Origin of the sequence: Staphylococcus sp. AntiMn-1 (genome assembly GCF_001663395.1) — a bacterium.
Lineage (GTDB): Bacteria > Bacillota > Bacilli > Staphylococcales > Staphylococcaceae > Staphylococcus > Staphylococcus equorum.
On sequence record NZ_CP012968.1, the window covers coordinates 2,377,097 to 2,392,596 of the forward strand.

Here is a 15,500-nt window from a genome sequence, read left to right on the forward strand (position 1 = left end):
ATTATTACATACAAGTTTAATTATTCTGTAACTAAATAATTATCCCATATGAATTTAGAAATGCAATGATAATTTACATACTAAAAAACAAATAGAACGTGCGAAATAATTATAAATATGAATCAAAGGAGTAAGCAGATGAATTTAAATAAAACCCACTATGAAATTATAAAGTTCATCATTGTTGGTGGCATTAATACATTAAATTACTACATCGTTTACCTTATCTTATTAAAATTAATAGATTTAAATTACTTAGTCAGTCATGTAAGCGGGTTTATGGTTAGTTTTATAATTTCATATTATTTAAACTGCCATTTTGTATATAAAGTAAAACCTACATGGCGTAAATTTATTCAATTTCCGTTAACACAGGTTGTAAATATGGGTATGCAGACATTGCTATTGTATATATTCGTACAGTGGTTTCATATTTCTTCAGTAATAGCCCCGTTTGCAGGATTAATTATAACGATACCTATTACTTTTGTTTTATCAAAATATATACTGAAAGACTGATTTTTTTAAGACTTAAAAGTAAAGTTAGAATAGTGATGACTTTTGTTTTTGTACAATTTAACAACTTTATTTAGGAAAGGCTAAAAAAATAATTAGATTTTTTATATTAAATAATTTTTGAATAAAAATTGTTGTAAATATGCTTGGGATAGGTCATAATAAATGTTCTATATTAATTAAGGTGGACAACAGATATGACACAAAGTGAAAATTTGAAAACAGCGCAAAAAGGCGCTTATTTAAGTTTAATTGTATATATCGTTCTTTCAATTGCCAAATTTATTATTGGCTCTATGTACGATTCAGCAGCAGTTAGAGCAGATAGTTTAAACAATATGACTGATATTGTAGTTTCGTTAGCGGTTATTATAGGACTGAAAATTTCTATTAAGCCTGCGGATAAAAACCATCCTTATGGACACTTAAAATCAGAGAATATTTCAACGTTACTCGTTTCGTTTATTATCATGTTTGTAGGTATACAAGTTGTTATAGAAAGTGTTCCTGAAATTTTTTCTAAAGATCACCATGCACCTAATGTAATTACGATATATGTCAGTGTTATAAGTGGCATTATTATGTTGATAGTATTTTATATTAATCAAAAGTTAGCTAGACGAACGAATAGTAGTTCGCTAAATTCAGCGGCAAAGGATAATTTATCAGATGCGTTAGTTAGTATTGGAACAGCTGTAGGTTTAATTTTTACACAATTTGGTTTGCCAATTCTTGATACAGTATTAGCAACGATTTTAGGTTTACTTATTATCTACACTGGTTTTAGAATATTTAAAGAATCAATTTTTACTTTAAGTGATGGGTTTAATGAACAAGAATTAGAAGCTTACAAAAATTATGTTTTAGAAATAGAAGATGTGATTGATGTGCAAAATATTAAAGGACGATATCATGGCAGTAGTATTTTTGTAGATGTAACTATTGTCGTAGAATCGGATTTATCTTTAGAAGATGCGCACAATATCTGTGACAAAGTAGAACAACATATGCATGAAAAAGGTATTTCTTCAGTTTATGTACATCCCGAACCAGCATCTATACAATAATTAAAAATAAATAATATTCAAACTAAATATATTTGTAATTGATTTCTGACTGTCGACAATTGTTGGCAGTTTTTTTGTTCCGACTTTTTAACATATGTAAATTCTATAATTACTTGCTTAAGACACGTTCCGAGCCTTTACGCTGGAAAATATAGTTATTTGATAAATAATTGAGTTAATAACATAAAAAGAGACCTGAAAGTAATTTCAGGTCTACAAATTATTTATGTGTTAAAACAAACTATTCTCACACGTAGTGCTTGAATGGTTGGCATTAATTACCACCAGCCATTAGCTAGACGGAAATCGATAGCTGCTTCTATTGAACCGTAACGCTCCTCAGCGTAGTTAATCATACCTTTAGTTTGTTCTTCAACTGTGCCAGTGCCCCAAGCTTCTTTAGTTTGTCCTAAACCTTTGTAGCCCAATTCGTTTACTGCTTCAGGGTCACCGCTTGATTCAGGCATTACAATATTATCCCATAGCGCTTTAGTGCCGCCTGCTTCTATAAATTCACTGTATACGTCATTGTTAGTTTGTTGTGTTGATGTCTCAGCTGCGTCTGCTGTTGATACACTTGAACTCACTCCTAAACCAGTTGCTGCAATAGTAATCGATGCGAAAGATGCTAATAATAATTTTTTCATTTTTAAAATCCTCCTAATTGATTTACCTGTATACAATATGAAATATCACAGGTTATGTTTTTACATTTAAGTATTAAAAATTTAATAAATAATAGTTATTTACTGTTTTCTTATTTCAACGTTTATAACTGTAACATCAAAAAATGGTGAGTAGGTTACAGAAAAATAAAAAGAAAGTATCTTTTATGAATAAATGAATACAATCATTTCAAAATAAAGTGTAAATTGTTATAATTTTAATATAGAAATGCGATAATAAGTGCAGGAATAGGTGAGTGGTCAGCTTTGCAACTATAAACAATAAGTATTATTGCTGTAACATTCCTGTAAATATCGTATAAAACCATATTTTACTTAATGGAAAGAAGGAAATATTATGCCAAAACTAATTTTATGTAGACATGGGCAAAGCATATGGAATGCTAAATACTTATTTACAGGATGGGCAGATGTAGACTTATCTGAACAGGGTAGAAATGAAGCAATCACCTCTGGTAAAAAAATAAAAGATCAAGGTATAGAAATTGATATTGTTTACACGTCTCTGTTAAAAAGAGCTATTAAAACGACATATCATTTGTTAAATGAATCTGATCAGTTATTTATACCAATTATAAAATCTTGGAGATTAAATGAACGTCATTATGGCGGATTGCAAGGTTTAAATAAAAATGATGCTCGTGAAGAATTTGGTGAAGACCAAGTTCATATTTGGAGACGATCATATGATACGCCACCACCAAAGCAAAATGAAGAACAACGAAATAGTTATTTAAATGATAGAAAATATGAACTTTTAGATAGAAGAGTTATGCCAGAATCTGAAAGCTTAAAAGATACCTTGGTTAGAGTGATACCATATTGGAATGATCAAATTTCTCAACAGTTATTAGATGATAAAACAGTATTAGTTTCTGCTCATGGTAATTCTTTACGAGCACTAATCAAATATTTAGAGGATATATCTGACGAAGCTATTGTTAATTATGAAATAAAAACAGGCGCACCTCTTATTTATGAATTAACAGATGATTTAAAAGTGACGAATAAATATTATTTATGATGAAAGCTAAGTAATAAACTAGATAAAATATATAACAGCCCTGAATTTATAAAATTCAGGGCTGTTATATATTATAATTTCGTGCTTGCTTACCTAGAACACATCATGCGAGTCTGGTTTTAATAACTTATCTTAGGAGTAAAAATTAAACGTTCTTTTTTCTAAAGACTAAAACTACTAATGCTAAGAAAACTACAATATATGCAATATTACCAATAAGTAATTCGTGTAATTCTAATTTTGTCATTTTTTTGTATATATCATTATCGAGAATTTGGACACTTAGATTTAACATATTAATAGGACTCCATTTAAGCCATTCCCATTGCTCAATTGCCATAAATAAAATGCCAGCGAGTATCGAAGTAGCAAAATAGAAAACTATACCGACAGCGATTGAGACGCCTGGACTTTTAAGTATACAAGAAAGTAACAACGTTAAACTTAAAATGAGCCACATACCTACATAAGTTGCTAATGATGTTAATAATAAACTTTGTAATGGAGATAATTGTTCTCCTGAGTGTTTTAAAATATCGATGTCAGAGAAAAATGTAAGGTTAAGTAGCAAACTAATTAGAATACAAAGTACAAATACAATTAGAGAGTAGATAAACAAGGCAATAAATTTACTTAAAATAATACTTGTTCTTGTGTAATTTCTATAAAGTAAATTTTTAATTGTACCGTAATGGAATTCCATAGTAATAATTGTACTTGCTTGAATTATCATCAAAAAGATAATCCAAGAAAATCCACTATAACCTTGTTCAAGTAGCAACTTTGACTCAATTACATTCGAATAGTTTTTGCTTAAAATAGCTAAACCAATCATGATGATAAAAATAATGATTGGTATAATAATTGATGATTTCTTTTTAAAAATTTTATATAATTCTTGTTTTATCAATGTTCCCATTATTTTTTCTCCTCCTTATGATCGATAATATTAAGCAATACATTTTCCAAATCACTTTCATTCGAATTATTGAGTTCTTCCATTGTCGTTTCTTTAACGATAGCCCCATTATCAATAATTAAAATCGAGTCAGTCACTTTAACGAGTTCACCTAACATATGACTTGATATAAGAAACGAAACACCTTGTGCTTTGAGACTTAAAATAGTTTCCCTTACATTTCTCACTGCTTTTGGATCTAATCCGTTCATAGGCTCATCTAGGATAACGAGTTGAGGTTGATTTAGAAGGGAAAGTGCAATACCTAATTTCTGTTTCATTCCTAAAGAATATGCTTTAGCTTTTTTATGTATGAATTGAGACATTTCTAAATTTTTTATAATTTGTTCCATGTTTTCTTTTTCTTTATCTTCATTAATTAAATTCATGTTTTCGTAACCGGTAAGGAAAGGATACACTCCAGGGTTTTCAATTAAAGCGCCAATGTGGTTATTATTCATAGGCCCATGTAATTTAAGTGAACCGGATTGATAATTAGAAAGTCCTAAAATCACTTTCATTAACGTTGTTTTCCCAGCTCCATTAGCACCGACTAAACCTACGACCTCGCCCTGCTTAAGAGTGAATGAAATGTCTTTTAAAATTTTTTGCTTCTTAATCCGTTTGTTAATATTTTCTATAGTTAAAAGCTGCATAAAATTCTCCTTCCAAATAAAATTATTGGTGTACAACACTATTTTACCAAAAAAGTAAAGGCAATAATATACTTTAATTATAATATTTTTAAGTATATTATTGTCTTGATGAAAAGTAAGAGACTGAGACATATCTCATGTCTCAGTCTCGATTTTTCTAGTTGGCAGTGCTGGGGTGAGACGACGAAATTTTGTTAGAAAAATTAGATTTCTGTCCGTCTTCTTATGCATCATTATCACACAGTTATATGAGAATTAATTTATGTAGAAAATCCGCATAATTTAATAGAAATTGACAAACACCATTCTGGAGGGAATTTAAGCTGTCACTATAATTTAAAATTAACGTATTTAAGTAGAAATATTATTTATTACGTTTGTGTTGCTGAATAATCTTGCGCGCACGTTTTCGTGTCTTTATATTAGGACTATTTAAGTTACGACGTGCTGTTTGTACATCTAATTTCATAAAATATGACCTCCTTTATCTATGTGTATTATGAAGTATCATAAATATTTTGTAAATAGTAATTATTACGATTTAAAGATAGGGGTTGTGCATAAAAAAATAATTACGACGATTTGCAATGTTTTTAAGTTTATTTAATGTGATGTCGTTGAAATATATGTATAATGCATAAATGCAGCTATTTTATGGTTGATAGACTAATAGGAAAACAGGAGACAGAATATGAATCAAAAAGCCAAAATATTAATGATATTAATGATGTTGCTTGGCGGTTTCTTTGGACTTTTAAATGAAACGTTATTAACAACAGCATTACCAAGTATAATGAAAGATTTTCAAATAGATTACACACAAGTGCAATGGCTCACAACAGCCTTTCTATTGACTAATGGCGTAGTTGTCCCATTATCAGCGATGGTGATTCAACGATTTTCAACTAGGAAAGTATTTTTAACAGCAATATTTATATTTTTTATAGGTACTATAATTGCAGGATTTAGCTCTAATTTTTCAATTTTATTAGGGGAAGAATTGTTCAAGCATTAGGATCTGGAATTATGTTACCGCTGATGATGACTACAATATTAGACATCTTTGAACCTCATGAGCGTGGTAAGTATATGGGGACATTTGGTTTAGTAATTGGTTTAGCACCAGCCATAGGGCCAACGTTATCAGGTGTACTTGTTGAATACTTTGATTGGCGTTCACTTTTCTTTGTTGTTGCACCAATCGCAGCATTAACATTCATCGGAGCACTTAAGTTTGTGAAAAACGTGGGTACGAATAGAAAAGTACCAGTTGACGTATTATCCATCATATTATCCATACTAGGATTTGGTGGTTTACTCTATGGTACAAGTTCGATTTCACGTGATGGTTGGAATGATCCAGTAGTTTTAACAACTGTAATAGGCGGACTTATCTTAGTAACAGCTTTCATTATCCGCCAAACAAAATTAAAAACGCCATTACTAGATTTTTCAGTATTCAAAAACAGTCAATTTGCTGTAGGTATTATAATTATGGCATTTACAATGATATCAATGATTGGATCTGAAACAATATTACCAATGTTCGTGCAAAATATAATGAAAGACTCAGCGCTTCAATCTGGGCTTATATTATTACCTGGTGCAATTGTAATGGGTATAATGTCAGTAGCTTCAGGATTTTTATATGAGAAGTATGGTGCTAAAATATTAGCATTAATTGGCATGTCCATTGTTGTAATAACGACTTCTTATTTTGTAATAATGGACGAACAGACTTCACCAGCAATTCTTGCAACGGTATATGCAATTCGCATGATAGGTATTGCATTAGGATTGATGCCATTAATGACACATACAATGAACCAGTTATCACGTGAGATGAATGCACATGGTTCATCAATGACGAATACAGTGCAACAAATTTCAGCTTCTATTGGTACAGCTGGCTTGATTACTGTGATGACCCAAGTTTCTAAAAATTTCACGCCTGATATGAGTAATTATAAAGGTATTGGAAAACAAGAGATGGCAGCTCAAATACAACATGAAGCTTTATTAAGTGGGTATCATGGCGCATTTTGGTTTGCAGTTATTATTTCTATTATCAGTTTACTCAGTGTGTTTATGCTGAAAAGTCAACGCAAGATACGAGCAGAACAAAAAGAATTATAATAGATTAATGTTACGAAGCACTATAGACAACACTGTAATTACATTTGTAATTGTGATATTTTTAAACATAAATAACCACATAAATACAAGAATGGAGTGTATGTATCATAGAACATTCGATGAAATTAAATAATGAGCCATTTCATCTAGTTAAAAATGGGACAAAAACAATCGAAGTAAGATTAAATGATGAAAAAAGACAAGAAGTACAAAATGGAGATACTATTATTTTTACAAATCTCGAGACGGATGAACAAGTCAATGTAGTCGTCACAGAAACGGTGGGTTTCCCTTCATTTCAAGCTTTGATTAATCATTATACAAATAAAGAAATTGGTGCTAAAGAGGAAGAACAGCTTTCTCAAAAATTAGCAGCCATATATCAAATATATTCGCAAACTGACGAATTAGATTATGGTGCATTAGCAATTAAAATGCATTTAGTAGATTAACAATAAATTCGGCCTGACATAAATTGTCGAGCCGAATTTTTATTCGTAAAAATAAAATATTTAAAAAGAATGAATTTAAAATCACCCTAGAACATTTAAGTTGTTCATTGTATGATAATATTTATGGAAGAAGTATATTTTAAAGGTGATTCATGAGTAGTTAAACTGGATTTAGGAGTGTGCCAAATAATGAAAAAGTTATTGATCATGATCGCTATATCGACGATTATTGTAGCAGGCTGTAGTAGTGGGAAGTATGCCGATAAAATAGATAAAGCAGTAAATAAACAACAAACATATCAAGAGAACTTATCTGAAAAACAAAAAGGTGACCTTGAAGAAAAATTCGACAAAAAGAATGCAAATATATACGTTTATGAAAAGGGTAAATATGTCATGCTTGCTTATAAGCCTTTTAAAGAAGACGAAGAAGTACATTATTATACTTATAAATTTGAAGACGATAAAGCAAAACATTTAAAAGATTTTAATTCGAAAGCATATACACACAAACATGAACCTGATTATAAAGAAGAAAATATGGATATTAAAGAATAATTTTATTTAGCGATATCTAAAATTGAGGTGTTTTTGAAAGCATATGAAAAAATTATGGCTATGTTTAGGTTTGATAGCTACTATGTTATTAATAACTGCTTGCTCAAGTGATGAGGATGCACATAAAGATGACAAGCAAAATGCCAATGGGAAAATTAAAATTATAGAATATGGTGATTTTAAATGCTCCTATTGTAAAAAAGTAGAAAGTAATATTATGCCTAAACTTAAAAAAGATTATATAGATAAAGATAAAGTGGATTATGAATTTGTCAATATGGCTTTTCTTGGTGATGATTCGATTATTGGATCGAGAGCTGGTCATGCAGTACAGCAAATTGCACCGAAGCAATATTTAGATTTTCAAAAATTAATGTTTGAACAACAAGGCGATGCTGAAAAAGAATGGATAACTGAGTCACTGGTTGATAAACAAATTGATAAATTAAGTATCGACAATAAACAAAAAGAAAAAATTAAAAAAGATTATAAAACTGAAGATAGTAAATCATGGAAAGCAGCTCAGAAAGATAAAAAACAAGCTGAAGATAAAAATATTGATACTGCACCTACAGTTTATATAGGTGGAGAAAAAGTGGAAGATCCGTATGATTACGACAATTATAAAAAATTAATAGAGAAAAACGAGTAACTAATAGCTCTAAAGTACAAAAATTGTAATAACAATGTACTTTAGGCTTTTCTTTTACACGAAAATAAATCGTAATCATTATTATTTAGTATTGCGTTTTGGCCGAAGGGAGTTTATAATTTTAAATCGTAAGCATTACTATTTATAGGAGGATGTAGAATGAAAAAAACACTATACATAATATCTTTGGTCATTACATTTGCAATTGTCATAGCAGGATGTGGCAAAGCTGATACGAATGAAAAAGGAAGTGAAGGTGACAAAAATAAAATAAAAATTAATACAACAGTTTTTCCGCTACAATCATTTGCTAAAGAAATTGGAGGAGAACATGTTTCAGTAGAATCAATTTATCCAGCAGGCACAGACTTACATAGCTATGAACCAACTCAAAAAGACATAATTAATGCGAGTAAATCAGATTTGTTCTTATATACAGGGGACAACCTAGATCCTGTTGCTAAAAAAGTGGCATCAACGATAAAAGATGAAGATAAAAAATTATCGCTAGAAGATAAATTAGACAAATCTCAACTACTTACAGATCAACATAGTCACGAAGAAGAAGGGCATGAGCACGAGGGACATCATCATGGAGGATATGATCCGCATGTTTGGTTAGATCCTAAATTCAATCAAACTTTTGCTAAAGAAATCAAAGATGAATTAATTAAAAAAGATCCAAAACACAAAAAAGATTATGAAGAAAATTATAAAAAACTAGATAAAGAACTGAAAAAAATAGATGACAAAATGAAAGATGTTACAAAAGATAAACAAGGTAATGCTGTGTTTATTTCTCACGAATCAATGGGTTATTTATCTGAAAGATATGGTTTTGTACAAAAAGGTGTTCAAAACATGAATGCAGAAGACCCATCTCAAAAAGCTTTAACAGAAATAGTTAATGAAATTAATGATTCAGGAGCAAAATATATTTTATATGAAGATAATGTTTCAAATAAAGTTACAGATACAATTCGTAAAGAAACAAAGGCTAAGCCATTAAAATTTTATAATATGGAATCACTTAATAAAGAACAACAACAGGATGAGGATTTAAACTATCAATCCCTTATGAATAAAAATATAAAAAACATTGATAAAGCTTTAAGTAACGATATCAAAGTAAATGATGATAAACAGCAAGGCAAACATGAAAAAGCAATTTCAGAAGGTTACTTTAAAGATAATCAAGTTAAAGATAGACCATTAGCGGATTATAAAGGTGATTGGCAATCAGTATATCCATATTTGAAAGATGGATCATTAGATGATGTGATGAAGCATAAAGCTGAAGAAGATGATTCAATGACAGCAAAAGAATATAAAGCGTATTACGAAAAAGGTTATAAAACAGACATAGATAATATCAATATCACAAGTGACTCAATTACGTTTGAGAAGAACGGCAAAAAAGCGTCAGGTAAATATAAGTATGATGGCAAAGATATTTTGAAATATGAAAAAGGTAATAGAGGTGTAAGATATACATTTAAATTAGAGGGTAATGGAGATAAAGATTTACCTAAGTATGTCCAATTTAGTGACCATAATATTGCACCTAAGAAAGCACATCACTATCATATATTTATAGGTAATGATAAAGAAAAAGTGATGAAAGAATTAGATAATTGGCCGACATATTATCCTAAAGCGTTAAGTAGTAAAGAAATTAAAGCAGAGATGCTAGCGCATTAATATTGAAATTTACTGTAAGTCAAATTACTTTTTAAATTTAAATTGAATAAAAAAGTGAATTGAGGGAATGAAATTAAAAGTAGATGAAAAGTGCAAACTTTTTACTTGATATAATAAATATATCTGGTATACTAAATGTATCAAATAAACTAATAATACTTTGGAGGTATGTTTTTTATGACAACATTTAATTTTGATCCAGCACATTCAGTAGTAGAATTTTCAGTGAAGCACTTAATGATTTCTAACGTTAAAGGTAAATTTAAAGATTTCGATGTAAATTTAGAAGGCGACATTAATGATTTAAAATCTCTTAAAGGTACAGCTGTAATTAAAGCTGACTCAATTGATACAAACGTAGCAGACCGTGATGGTCATTTACGTAGTGGAGATTTCTTTGATTCTGAAAATTATCCAGATGTAAAATTTGAAATTACTTCAGTAGATGAAAAATCAGTAACGGGTAATTTAACAATTAAAGATGTAACTGAAGAAGAAACTTTTGATGCTTCTTATGAAGGTTCAAGTAAAAATCCATTAAATGGTGCAACAACTGCAGGCTTCATTGTAAATGGTACAATCAATCGCGAAAAATACGGCATGTCATTTAACCAAAAACTGGAAACAGGCGGCGTAATGGTTGGTAAAGATGTGAAATTCCAAGCTAGTATAGAATTTGCTTTAGAAGACTAAGAAACATAAACGTCTAAAATTTAAGCCTTATTAAAAAAATAGCTACTAGATAACCTAATATAGGTTCTAGTAGCTATTTTTATATAGATTAATGACTCTTTTCTTTTTTCTCACGCCAATATTTAAAGAATATATAAATACTAACACTCCAGAGAAGAATTATAGTACCGATACTAGTAATCAGTACGAAATTATAGTCTGTATGATCTCCACCAGTAAATATTTTTCCAATAAGGTCTGGGAGACATAAGATTAATATTAAAAAAGCAAAATATTTTTGTTTTATTACAAAACAAGTAATCGTTGTTATTAATAAAAGCATTAGTCCCATTGTAAAGTTAGTAGTTTGATTGGGTGACCAAAAAACAAATAATGGATTGTTACGTAACACGAATTCACACAGTAAGTAAATTCCGAAAATAACAGGTGCAATAACGAAAGCAGCAACATATGTTTTCTTACTATCGCCCCATCTCATAATTACTTTTTTTACTACAAACAATACCAATACAAAAGAACCAATAAAGATGAACAAAATATAGAGTATTAAAGATAAACTTAACTGGAATGAATTATCCAGCATTCTTGGAACAGTTGTCATTACAATCATAAATGAAATAATGTAAAGTATGTATTTATGAATACCTTTAGTTAAACTCAATTCTTTAGAAAAGTTATCAGCATAATCTTTAATAGGCGTGTTTAGTAAATTATTGATATTATCATTGTTTTCTTCAGCGATTATAATATGATCACGTAATTCTTCTTCAATCGCATTAACTTCATCTTCGTTCTTGCCACGAAATAATAATTCGATTCTTAATTTAAGTAAAAAATCTTCAGCTTTTTTAGTCAACAACGTCAACACTCCTCATTAAATTATTCATCCCATTATTTAAGTAGTTCCACTTACTTTTAAAATTTGCTAATTCTTTTTTACCGTCTTCAGTTAATAAATAATACTTACGTTTTGGTCCGCCAGTATCCGATTTTTTTGTTATTGTAGTGACATAACCATTTTTATTTAGTCGTAATAATACTGGATATATACTGCCATCGCTAATTTCAGGGAATTGTTGAGATTTTAATTTATCTAGAATTTCATAACCATATGTTTCACCTTGAGAAATCAGTCCCAATATGGCCCCATCTAATAATCCTTTCATCATTTGATTTGAAATTGACATATCATCCCTCTTTTCACTATCTTATAATATAAGGTAGTTTAAATTGTAAGATTTGTCAACTATCTTACGATAAAAGTTAGTGAGTTATAATTAATGCTTATTGATAAATAATGAAACGATGAAATGGGTATAGTGATACTAAGATAGGGGGAGATAACATGTCAACAGAATTGCCGAAAATTGGAAGACCTGCAACACAAGCACTTAATAATATAGGGATAACAACTTTGGAAAAAGTATCACAGTATGAGCGTACAGCGCTATTAGGCATTCATGGTATTGGACCTAAAGCGATTGAAATTCTTCATGAAGCGTTAATAGATATCAACTTGAATTTTAATAATGAAACCGAGTCAGACTTACCATTTAAATTAACGGGAGATTTAAATTGTGATAATGCACCTAAAAGAAAAGTAATGTTAAATTTTTTAATAGGCTCAATATTAGTAGATAAAGCACAATTATTTGAAGCTGTCACAGAAGATTTTATATGGGAGGTTCCTGGCGCTTTTGAATTACATGGTTTTGAAGCGTTTTATGATGAAATTAACGAACATAAATTCGACATTGCTTCATTGGAAGTAACGCATAATATTTCACATGGCAAATTAGGCGCAGTTCATGGCACTCAAATTGCTCAAAATGGAGATTCAGTTTATTTTGCAGACTTCTTTGAATTTGAAAGCCATAGCAAAAATGCTAAAGTAAAAAAGATAACATCATATGTAATTATGAATGAAGGAGAATCGTAAATGACAGTTCAAGTTAAGGAAAATAAAATAATTTTTACGAGAGATTTTAACACAACTGCACAAAATATATTTAAAGCTTATACTGACCGTGCTTTATTTGAACAATGGTTTCATCCACAAGGTGCAAAGACTGAGGTATTTCAATTTAATGTTCAGACTGGTGGACATGCATTTTTTGCTATACGTGCGCCTCAAGGTACAAGCTATACTGTGACTAATTATAATGAAGTGAAGGAACCTATACTCATTGATTACTATGATTACTTTGCAGACAAAGATGGTAATATTGATGAAAAAATGGCAGGTATGCATAACATCATTCATATAGAAGAAAAGAGTGACGGTTTAACTACGATTAAATCTATAGCAGAATTGCCAGATCCTAAAGCAGCACAACAATTGTTGGACATGGGTGTAGAAGAAGGTATGAATAGTACTTTTGATAATTTAGAGACACTTTTAACAAAATTATAAGAATAGTCAATAAGATGTTGAAAATCACCTGTTTATTCTAAGCCTCTTTTCGATATAATAGTATATGAAAAGAGGTGAGTGTATTGAATAAACGTTATGTTAAAGTACTTGGACTATATTCAGTGAGTACGCTAGTACCGGCGTTATTTTTAAATGAAAAAAGTTTAAGTCATACTACATTTAAATGGTTTATACGTACATTAACAGGATATGGCATCTTTGCTTATGGCTTACATGTGTTAAGTAAGTATAAAAATTAATATTTTATATAAAAAGAGAGTGGGAGAACGAAATCTAATTGTTTCAATAAGATTTCGTTCTTCCACTCTTTTTTGTCGACAGTTCTATTTGTGCACATAGATAAATCAATATCTTTCATACTGTTGAACTTAGGCTTGTGTCTCAGATGAGAAACAATCAAGCGTTATTTATTTAAAAGCGATCAATGACACTTTTAATTGTATAGGCGTTAAGTTTATTTATAATCGTTTCGTCAACATCACTATATATTTCATCAAGTGCAGGCGTTATATTTTTCCCAACAGGACAATCTGTGTTAGTGTGACCATGAATTTTGGCGAAATGGGTTGTGTCAGCAAAAATAAGCTTATATAAATCACCGAGTTTAATATCATGGGATGAACAAGATAAACTGTAACCGGCGATACCTTGGCTACTTTGTATAAAATTACCGTCTCTTAAATAACGACATAATTTTCTCACTAAGGTGGCGTTACTATTAATACTGTCAGCGATATATTGACTTGAAACAGGTTCATTTTTTATAGCTAACAGAGAGAGAATATGGATTGAAACAGAGAATTGTGTATTCAAGTATAGGCCTCCTTTAGGTTTTGCTTGTGTTTGTTTTTAGTACAAGTAAAGTTTACGTTATTTTAAGCTAATGCGCAATATATTAAATTTCAAAATTAAAAAACTTATTTTTTGACTATTAAATATCAAATGAAACTAATATAATAACATCATTGGTATAGATAAATCATCATTTTTTTAAAATAAAAAAGGGGGCATATTTCTTGGTAGATAATAATAAATCCATTAAGGACACTTACATGTCGAGAGAAACGATTGATAATATTAATAATCAAGTACAAATGAAGGAAGTTTTGTTTGATAAGACACCTTGTCGTTATGCGCTTAAATCAATTATGTCAGGATTCTTACTAGCAATCGTTACTGTATTTATGCTAGCTATAAAAACACAATTTGCAGGTGCAAATGAAGGTTTAATAAATTTAATGGGAGCTATTTCATTTAGTTTAGCCTTAGTTTTAATTGTACTGTCACATTCAGAATTATTAACGAGTAACTTTATGTTTTTAACAGTTGGTTGGTATTATAAAGTTATCGGTATGAATAAAGCGTTGGGTATTATGATGGTATGTTTTCTATTTAATATAATAGGTGGATTTTTCTTATTTGCTTTAATGAAATTCACGCCAATCATAACTTCAGACATGGTTGCAAGCTTAACGAAACTTGTGAATGGTAAGACGGTAGATGCCACATGGTATGGCATTTTAGGTAAAGCCATATTTTGTAATTTCTTTATTAATATTGGTATTTATTTATCAATTCAATTTAAAGACGGTCTAACTAAAGCATTTTTCATTGCTAGTGGAGTCATCGTCTTTGTATTTATGGGTTATGAGCACGTTGTATTTAATGCCGGGCTATACGCAGGTATGGTGTTTTATGATTTTGATGGAATCGCATGGTTACACGTATTAAAAAATATTGTGTTCGCCTTTATAGGTAATTATATTGGTGGAGGTATTTTCGTTGGTCTAGTTTATGCGTATTTAAATGGTAAACGAAATAGCTTACATAATTAATGGTATTCAAAATAGTAACAAGCATAATCATAATTTTTTTGTGATTGTGCTTTTTTTAGTTTTTAAAACATAATAATTGACTCAATAATTAAGAAGCCATATTGTATTGATATGATTGTAAATGGTTTATGA

19 protein-coding genes and 1 pseudogene are annotated in these 15,500 nt (G+C 29.9%); 13 read left to right on the forward strand and 7 right to left on the reverse strand.

Annotation, left to right across the window (positions count from 1 at the left end):
* Positions 1 to 138 precede the first annotated feature (138 nt).
* Complete coding sequence (locus tag AOB58_RS11390; RefSeq protein ID WP_002506775.1) at positions 139 to 519, forward strand: GtrA family protein; 381 nt, start codon at positions 139 to 141, stop codon at positions 517 to 519.
* Positions 520 to 713: 194 nt separating this feature from the next.
* The gene (locus AOB58_RS11395; RefSeq protein ID WP_021338527.1) at positions 714 to 1,583 is read left to right on the forward strand and encodes a cation diffusion facilitator family transporter; all 870 of its coding nucleotides are present in this window, start codon (positions 714 to 716) and stop codon (positions 1,581 to 1,583) included.
* Between the two features lie 278 nt (positions 1,584 to 1,861).
* Here the strand turns inward: AOB58_RS11395 and AOB58_RS11400 are convergent, their stop codons facing one another.
* Positions 1,862 to 2,230, reverse strand: a complete 369-nt coding sequence (locus AOB58_RS11400) for an aggregation-promoting factor C-terminal-like domain-containing protein (protein WP_002506777.1) — start codon at positions 2,228 to 2,230, stop codon at positions 1,862 to 1,864.
* Positions 2,231 to 2,606: 376 nt separating this feature from the next.
* On the opposite strand from AOB58_RS11400, the gene AOB58_RS11405 reads away from it, so the two are divergent.
* Positions 2,607 to 3,293, forward strand: coding sequence for a 2,3-diphosphoglycerate-dependent phosphoglycerate mutase (locus AOB58_RS11405; RefSeq protein WP_064783455.1), 687 nt, complete (start codon positions 2,607 to 2,609; stop codon positions 3,291 to 3,293).
* Positions 3,294 to 3,438: 145 nt separating this feature from the next.
* Here the strand turns inward: AOB58_RS11405 and AOB58_RS11410 are convergent, their stop codons facing one another.
* From AOB58_RS11410 to AOB58_RS13480, 3 genes are all read right to left on the reverse strand, one after another.
* On the reverse strand, positions 3,439 to 4,212 hold the full coding sequence (locus tag AOB58_RS11410; protein ID WP_031265849.1) for a DUF2705 family protein: 774 nt from the start codon (positions 4,210 to 4,212) through the stop codon (positions 3,439 to 3,441).
* A complete protein-coding gene (locus tag AOB58_RS11415) occupies positions 4,212 to 4,907 on the reverse strand; it encodes an ABC transporter ATP-binding protein (protein WP_002506780.1) in 696 nt (231 codons plus the stop codon). The genes AOB58_RS11410 and AOB58_RS11415 overlap by 1 nt, the downstream gene beginning before the upstream one ends.
* A 364-nt stretch (positions 4,908 to 5,271) precedes the next feature.
* Entirely contained in the window at positions 5,272 to 5,376 is a 105-nt protein-coding gene (locus tag AOB58_RS13480) for a putative metal homeostasis protein (protein WP_002511503.1), read from the reverse strand.
* Positions 5,377 to 5,598: 222 nt separating this feature from the next.
* Between AOB58_RS13480 and AOB58_RS11420 the strand changes: the two are divergent.
* The 6 genes and pseudogenes from AOB58_RS11420 to AOB58_RS11445 all read left to right on the forward strand — a co-directional run bounded on the left by AOB58_RS11420 (position 5,599) and on the right by AOB58_RS11445 (position 11,099).
* Positions 5,599 to 7,043, forward strand: a pseudogene (locus AOB58_RS11420) (MDR family MFS transporter).
* Between the two features lie 119 nt (positions 7,044 to 7,162).
* Positions 7,163 to 7,495 carry an ASCH domain-containing protein gene (locus AOB58_RS11425; RefSeq protein WP_021338525.1) on the forward strand — a complete coding sequence of 111 codons (333 nt, stop codon included), beginning with the start codon at positions 7,163 to 7,165 and terminating at the stop codon, positions 7,493 to 7,495.
* A 189-nt stretch (positions 7,496 to 7,684) separates the two neighbouring features.
* Positions 7,685 to 8,053 carry a cystatin-like fold lipoprotein gene (locus AOB58_RS11430; protein ID WP_002511500.1) on the forward strand — a complete coding sequence of 123 codons (369 nt, stop codon included), beginning with the start codon at positions 7,685 to 7,687 and terminating at the stop codon, positions 8,051 to 8,053.
* A gap of 43 nt (positions 8,054 to 8,096) precedes the next feature.
* On the forward strand, positions 8,097 to 8,705 hold the full coding sequence (locus AOB58_RS11435; RefSeq protein ID WP_021338524.1) for a DsbA family protein: 609 nt from the start codon (positions 8,097 to 8,099) through the stop codon (positions 8,703 to 8,705).
* Positions 8,706 to 8,864: 159 nt separating this feature from the next.
* Positions 8,865 to 10,406, forward strand: coding sequence for a zinc ABC transporter substrate-binding lipoprotein AdcA (adcA, locus tag AOB58_RS11440; RefSeq protein WP_021338523.1), 1,542 nt, complete (start codon positions 8,865 to 8,867; stop codon positions 10,404 to 10,406).
* A gap of 177 nt (positions 10,407 to 10,583) precedes the next feature.
* Complete coding sequence (locus AOB58_RS11445; RefSeq protein WP_002506787.1) at positions 10,584 to 11,099, forward strand: YceI family protein; 516 nt, start codon at positions 10,584 to 10,586, stop codon at positions 11,097 to 11,099.
* A gap of 88 nt (positions 11,100 to 11,187) precedes the next feature.
* On the opposite strand, the gene AOB58_RS11450 is transcribed toward AOB58_RS11445, so the two are convergent.
* Together AOB58_RS11450 and AOB58_RS11455 are read right to left on the reverse strand one after the other, a co-directional pair.
* Complete coding sequence (locus AOB58_RS11450; protein WP_051300673.1) at positions 11,188 to 11,967, reverse strand: hypothetical protein; 780 nt, start codon at positions 11,965 to 11,967, stop codon at positions 11,188 to 11,190.
* A complete protein-coding gene (locus AOB58_RS11455; protein ID WP_002506789.1) occupies positions 11,948 to 12,286 on the reverse strand; it encodes a PadR family transcriptional regulator in 339 nt (112 codons plus the stop codon). Before AOB58_RS11455 ends, AOB58_RS11450 begins: the two co-directional genes overlap by 20 nt.
* 158 nt (positions 12,287 to 12,444) lie before the next feature.
* Here AOB58_RS11455 and AOB58_RS11460 point away from each other — a divergent pair, with 158 nt between their 5' ends.
* From AOB58_RS11460 to AOB58_RS13685, 3 genes are all read left to right on the forward strand, one after another.
* Positions 12,445 to 13,038, forward strand: a complete 594-nt coding sequence (locus AOB58_RS11460; RefSeq protein WP_064783456.1) for a hypothetical protein — start codon at positions 12,445 to 12,447, stop codon at positions 13,036 to 13,038.
* Complete coding sequence (locus AOB58_RS11465) at positions 13,039 to 13,512, forward strand: SRPBCC family protein (RefSeq protein ID WP_021338520.1); 474 nt, start codon at positions 13,039 to 13,041, stop codon at positions 13,510 to 13,512.
* 83 nt (positions 13,513 to 13,595) lie between these two features.
* Complete coding sequence (locus AOB58_RS13685; RefSeq protein WP_002506792.1) at positions 13,596 to 13,772, forward strand: hypothetical protein; 177 nt, start codon at positions 13,596 to 13,598, stop codon at positions 13,770 to 13,772.
* 172 nt (positions 13,773 to 13,944) lie between these two features.
* Here AOB58_RS13685 and AOB58_RS11470 read toward each other — a convergent pair whose 3' ends face one another.
* A complete protein-coding gene (locus AOB58_RS11470; protein ID WP_021338519.1) occupies positions 13,945 to 14,346 on the reverse strand; it encodes an Rrf2 family transcriptional regulator in 402 nt (133 codons plus the stop codon).
* Positions 14,347 to 14,549: 203 nt separating this feature from the next.
* On the opposite strand from AOB58_RS11470, the gene AOB58_RS11475 reads away from it, so the two are divergent.
* Complete coding sequence (locus tag AOB58_RS11475; protein ID WP_064783457.1) at positions 14,550 to 15,368, forward strand: formate/nitrite transporter family protein; 819 nt, start codon at positions 14,550 to 14,552, stop codon at positions 15,366 to 15,368.
* Positions 15,369 to 15,500 lie beyond the last annotated feature (132 nt).

Bases quoted from the DNA above. Each gene is read 5' to 3' on its own strand.
- AOB58_RS11390 (WP_002506775.1), top strand. From the start codon at position 139: ATGAATTTAAATAAAACCCACTATGAAATTATAAAGTTCATCATTGTT.
- AOB58_RS11395 (WP_021338527.1), top strand. From the start codon at position 714: ATGACACAAAGTGAAAATTTGAAAACAGCGCAAAAAGGCGCTTATTTA.
- AOB58_RS11400 (WP_002506777.1), bottom strand. From the start codon at position 2,230: ATGAAAAAATTATTATTAGCATCTTTCGCATCGATTACTATTGCAGCA.
- AOB58_RS11405 (WP_064783455.1), top strand. From the start codon at position 2,607: ATGCCAAAACTAATTTTATGTAGACATGGGCAAAGCATATGGAATGCT.
- AOB58_RS11410 (WP_031265849.1), bottom strand. From the start codon at position 4,212: ATGGGAACATTGATAAAACAAGAATTATATAAAATTTTTAAAAAGAAA.
- AOB58_RS11415 (WP_002506780.1), bottom strand. From the start codon at position 4,907: ATGCAGCTTTTAACTATAGAAAATATTAACAAACGGATTAAGAAGCAA.
- AOB58_RS13480 (WP_002511503.1), bottom strand. From the start codon at position 5,376: ATGAAATTAGATGTACAAACAGCACGTCGTAACTTAAATAGTCCTAAT.
- AOB58_RS11425 (WP_021338525.1), top strand. From the start codon at position 7,163: ATGAAATTAAATAATGAGCCATTTCATCTAGTTAAAAATGGGACAAAA.
- AOB58_RS11430 (WP_002511500.1), top strand. From the start codon at position 7,685: ATGAAAAAGTTATTGATCATGATCGCTATATCGACGATTATTGTAGCA.
- AOB58_RS11435 (WP_021338524.1), top strand. From the start codon at position 8,097: ATGAAAAAATTATGGCTATGTTTAGGTTTGATAGCTACTATGTTATTA.
- adcA (WP_021338523.1), top strand. From the start codon at position 8,865: ATGAAAAAAACACTATACATAATATCTTTGGTCATTACATTTGCAATT.
- AOB58_RS11445 (WP_002506787.1), top strand. From the start codon at position 10,584: ATGACAACATTTAATTTTGATCCAGCACATTCAGTAGTAGAATTTTCA.
- AOB58_RS11455 (WP_002506789.1), bottom strand. From the start codon at position 12,286: ATGTCAATTTCAAATCAAATGATGAAAGGATTATTAGATGGGGCCATA.
- AOB58_RS11460 (WP_064783456.1), top strand. From the start codon at position 12,445: ATGTCAACAGAATTGCCGAAAATTGGAAGACCTGCAACACAAGCACTT.
- AOB58_RS11465 (WP_021338520.1), top strand. From the start codon at position 13,039: ATGACAGTTCAAGTTAAGGAAAATAAAATAATTTTTACGAGAGATTTT.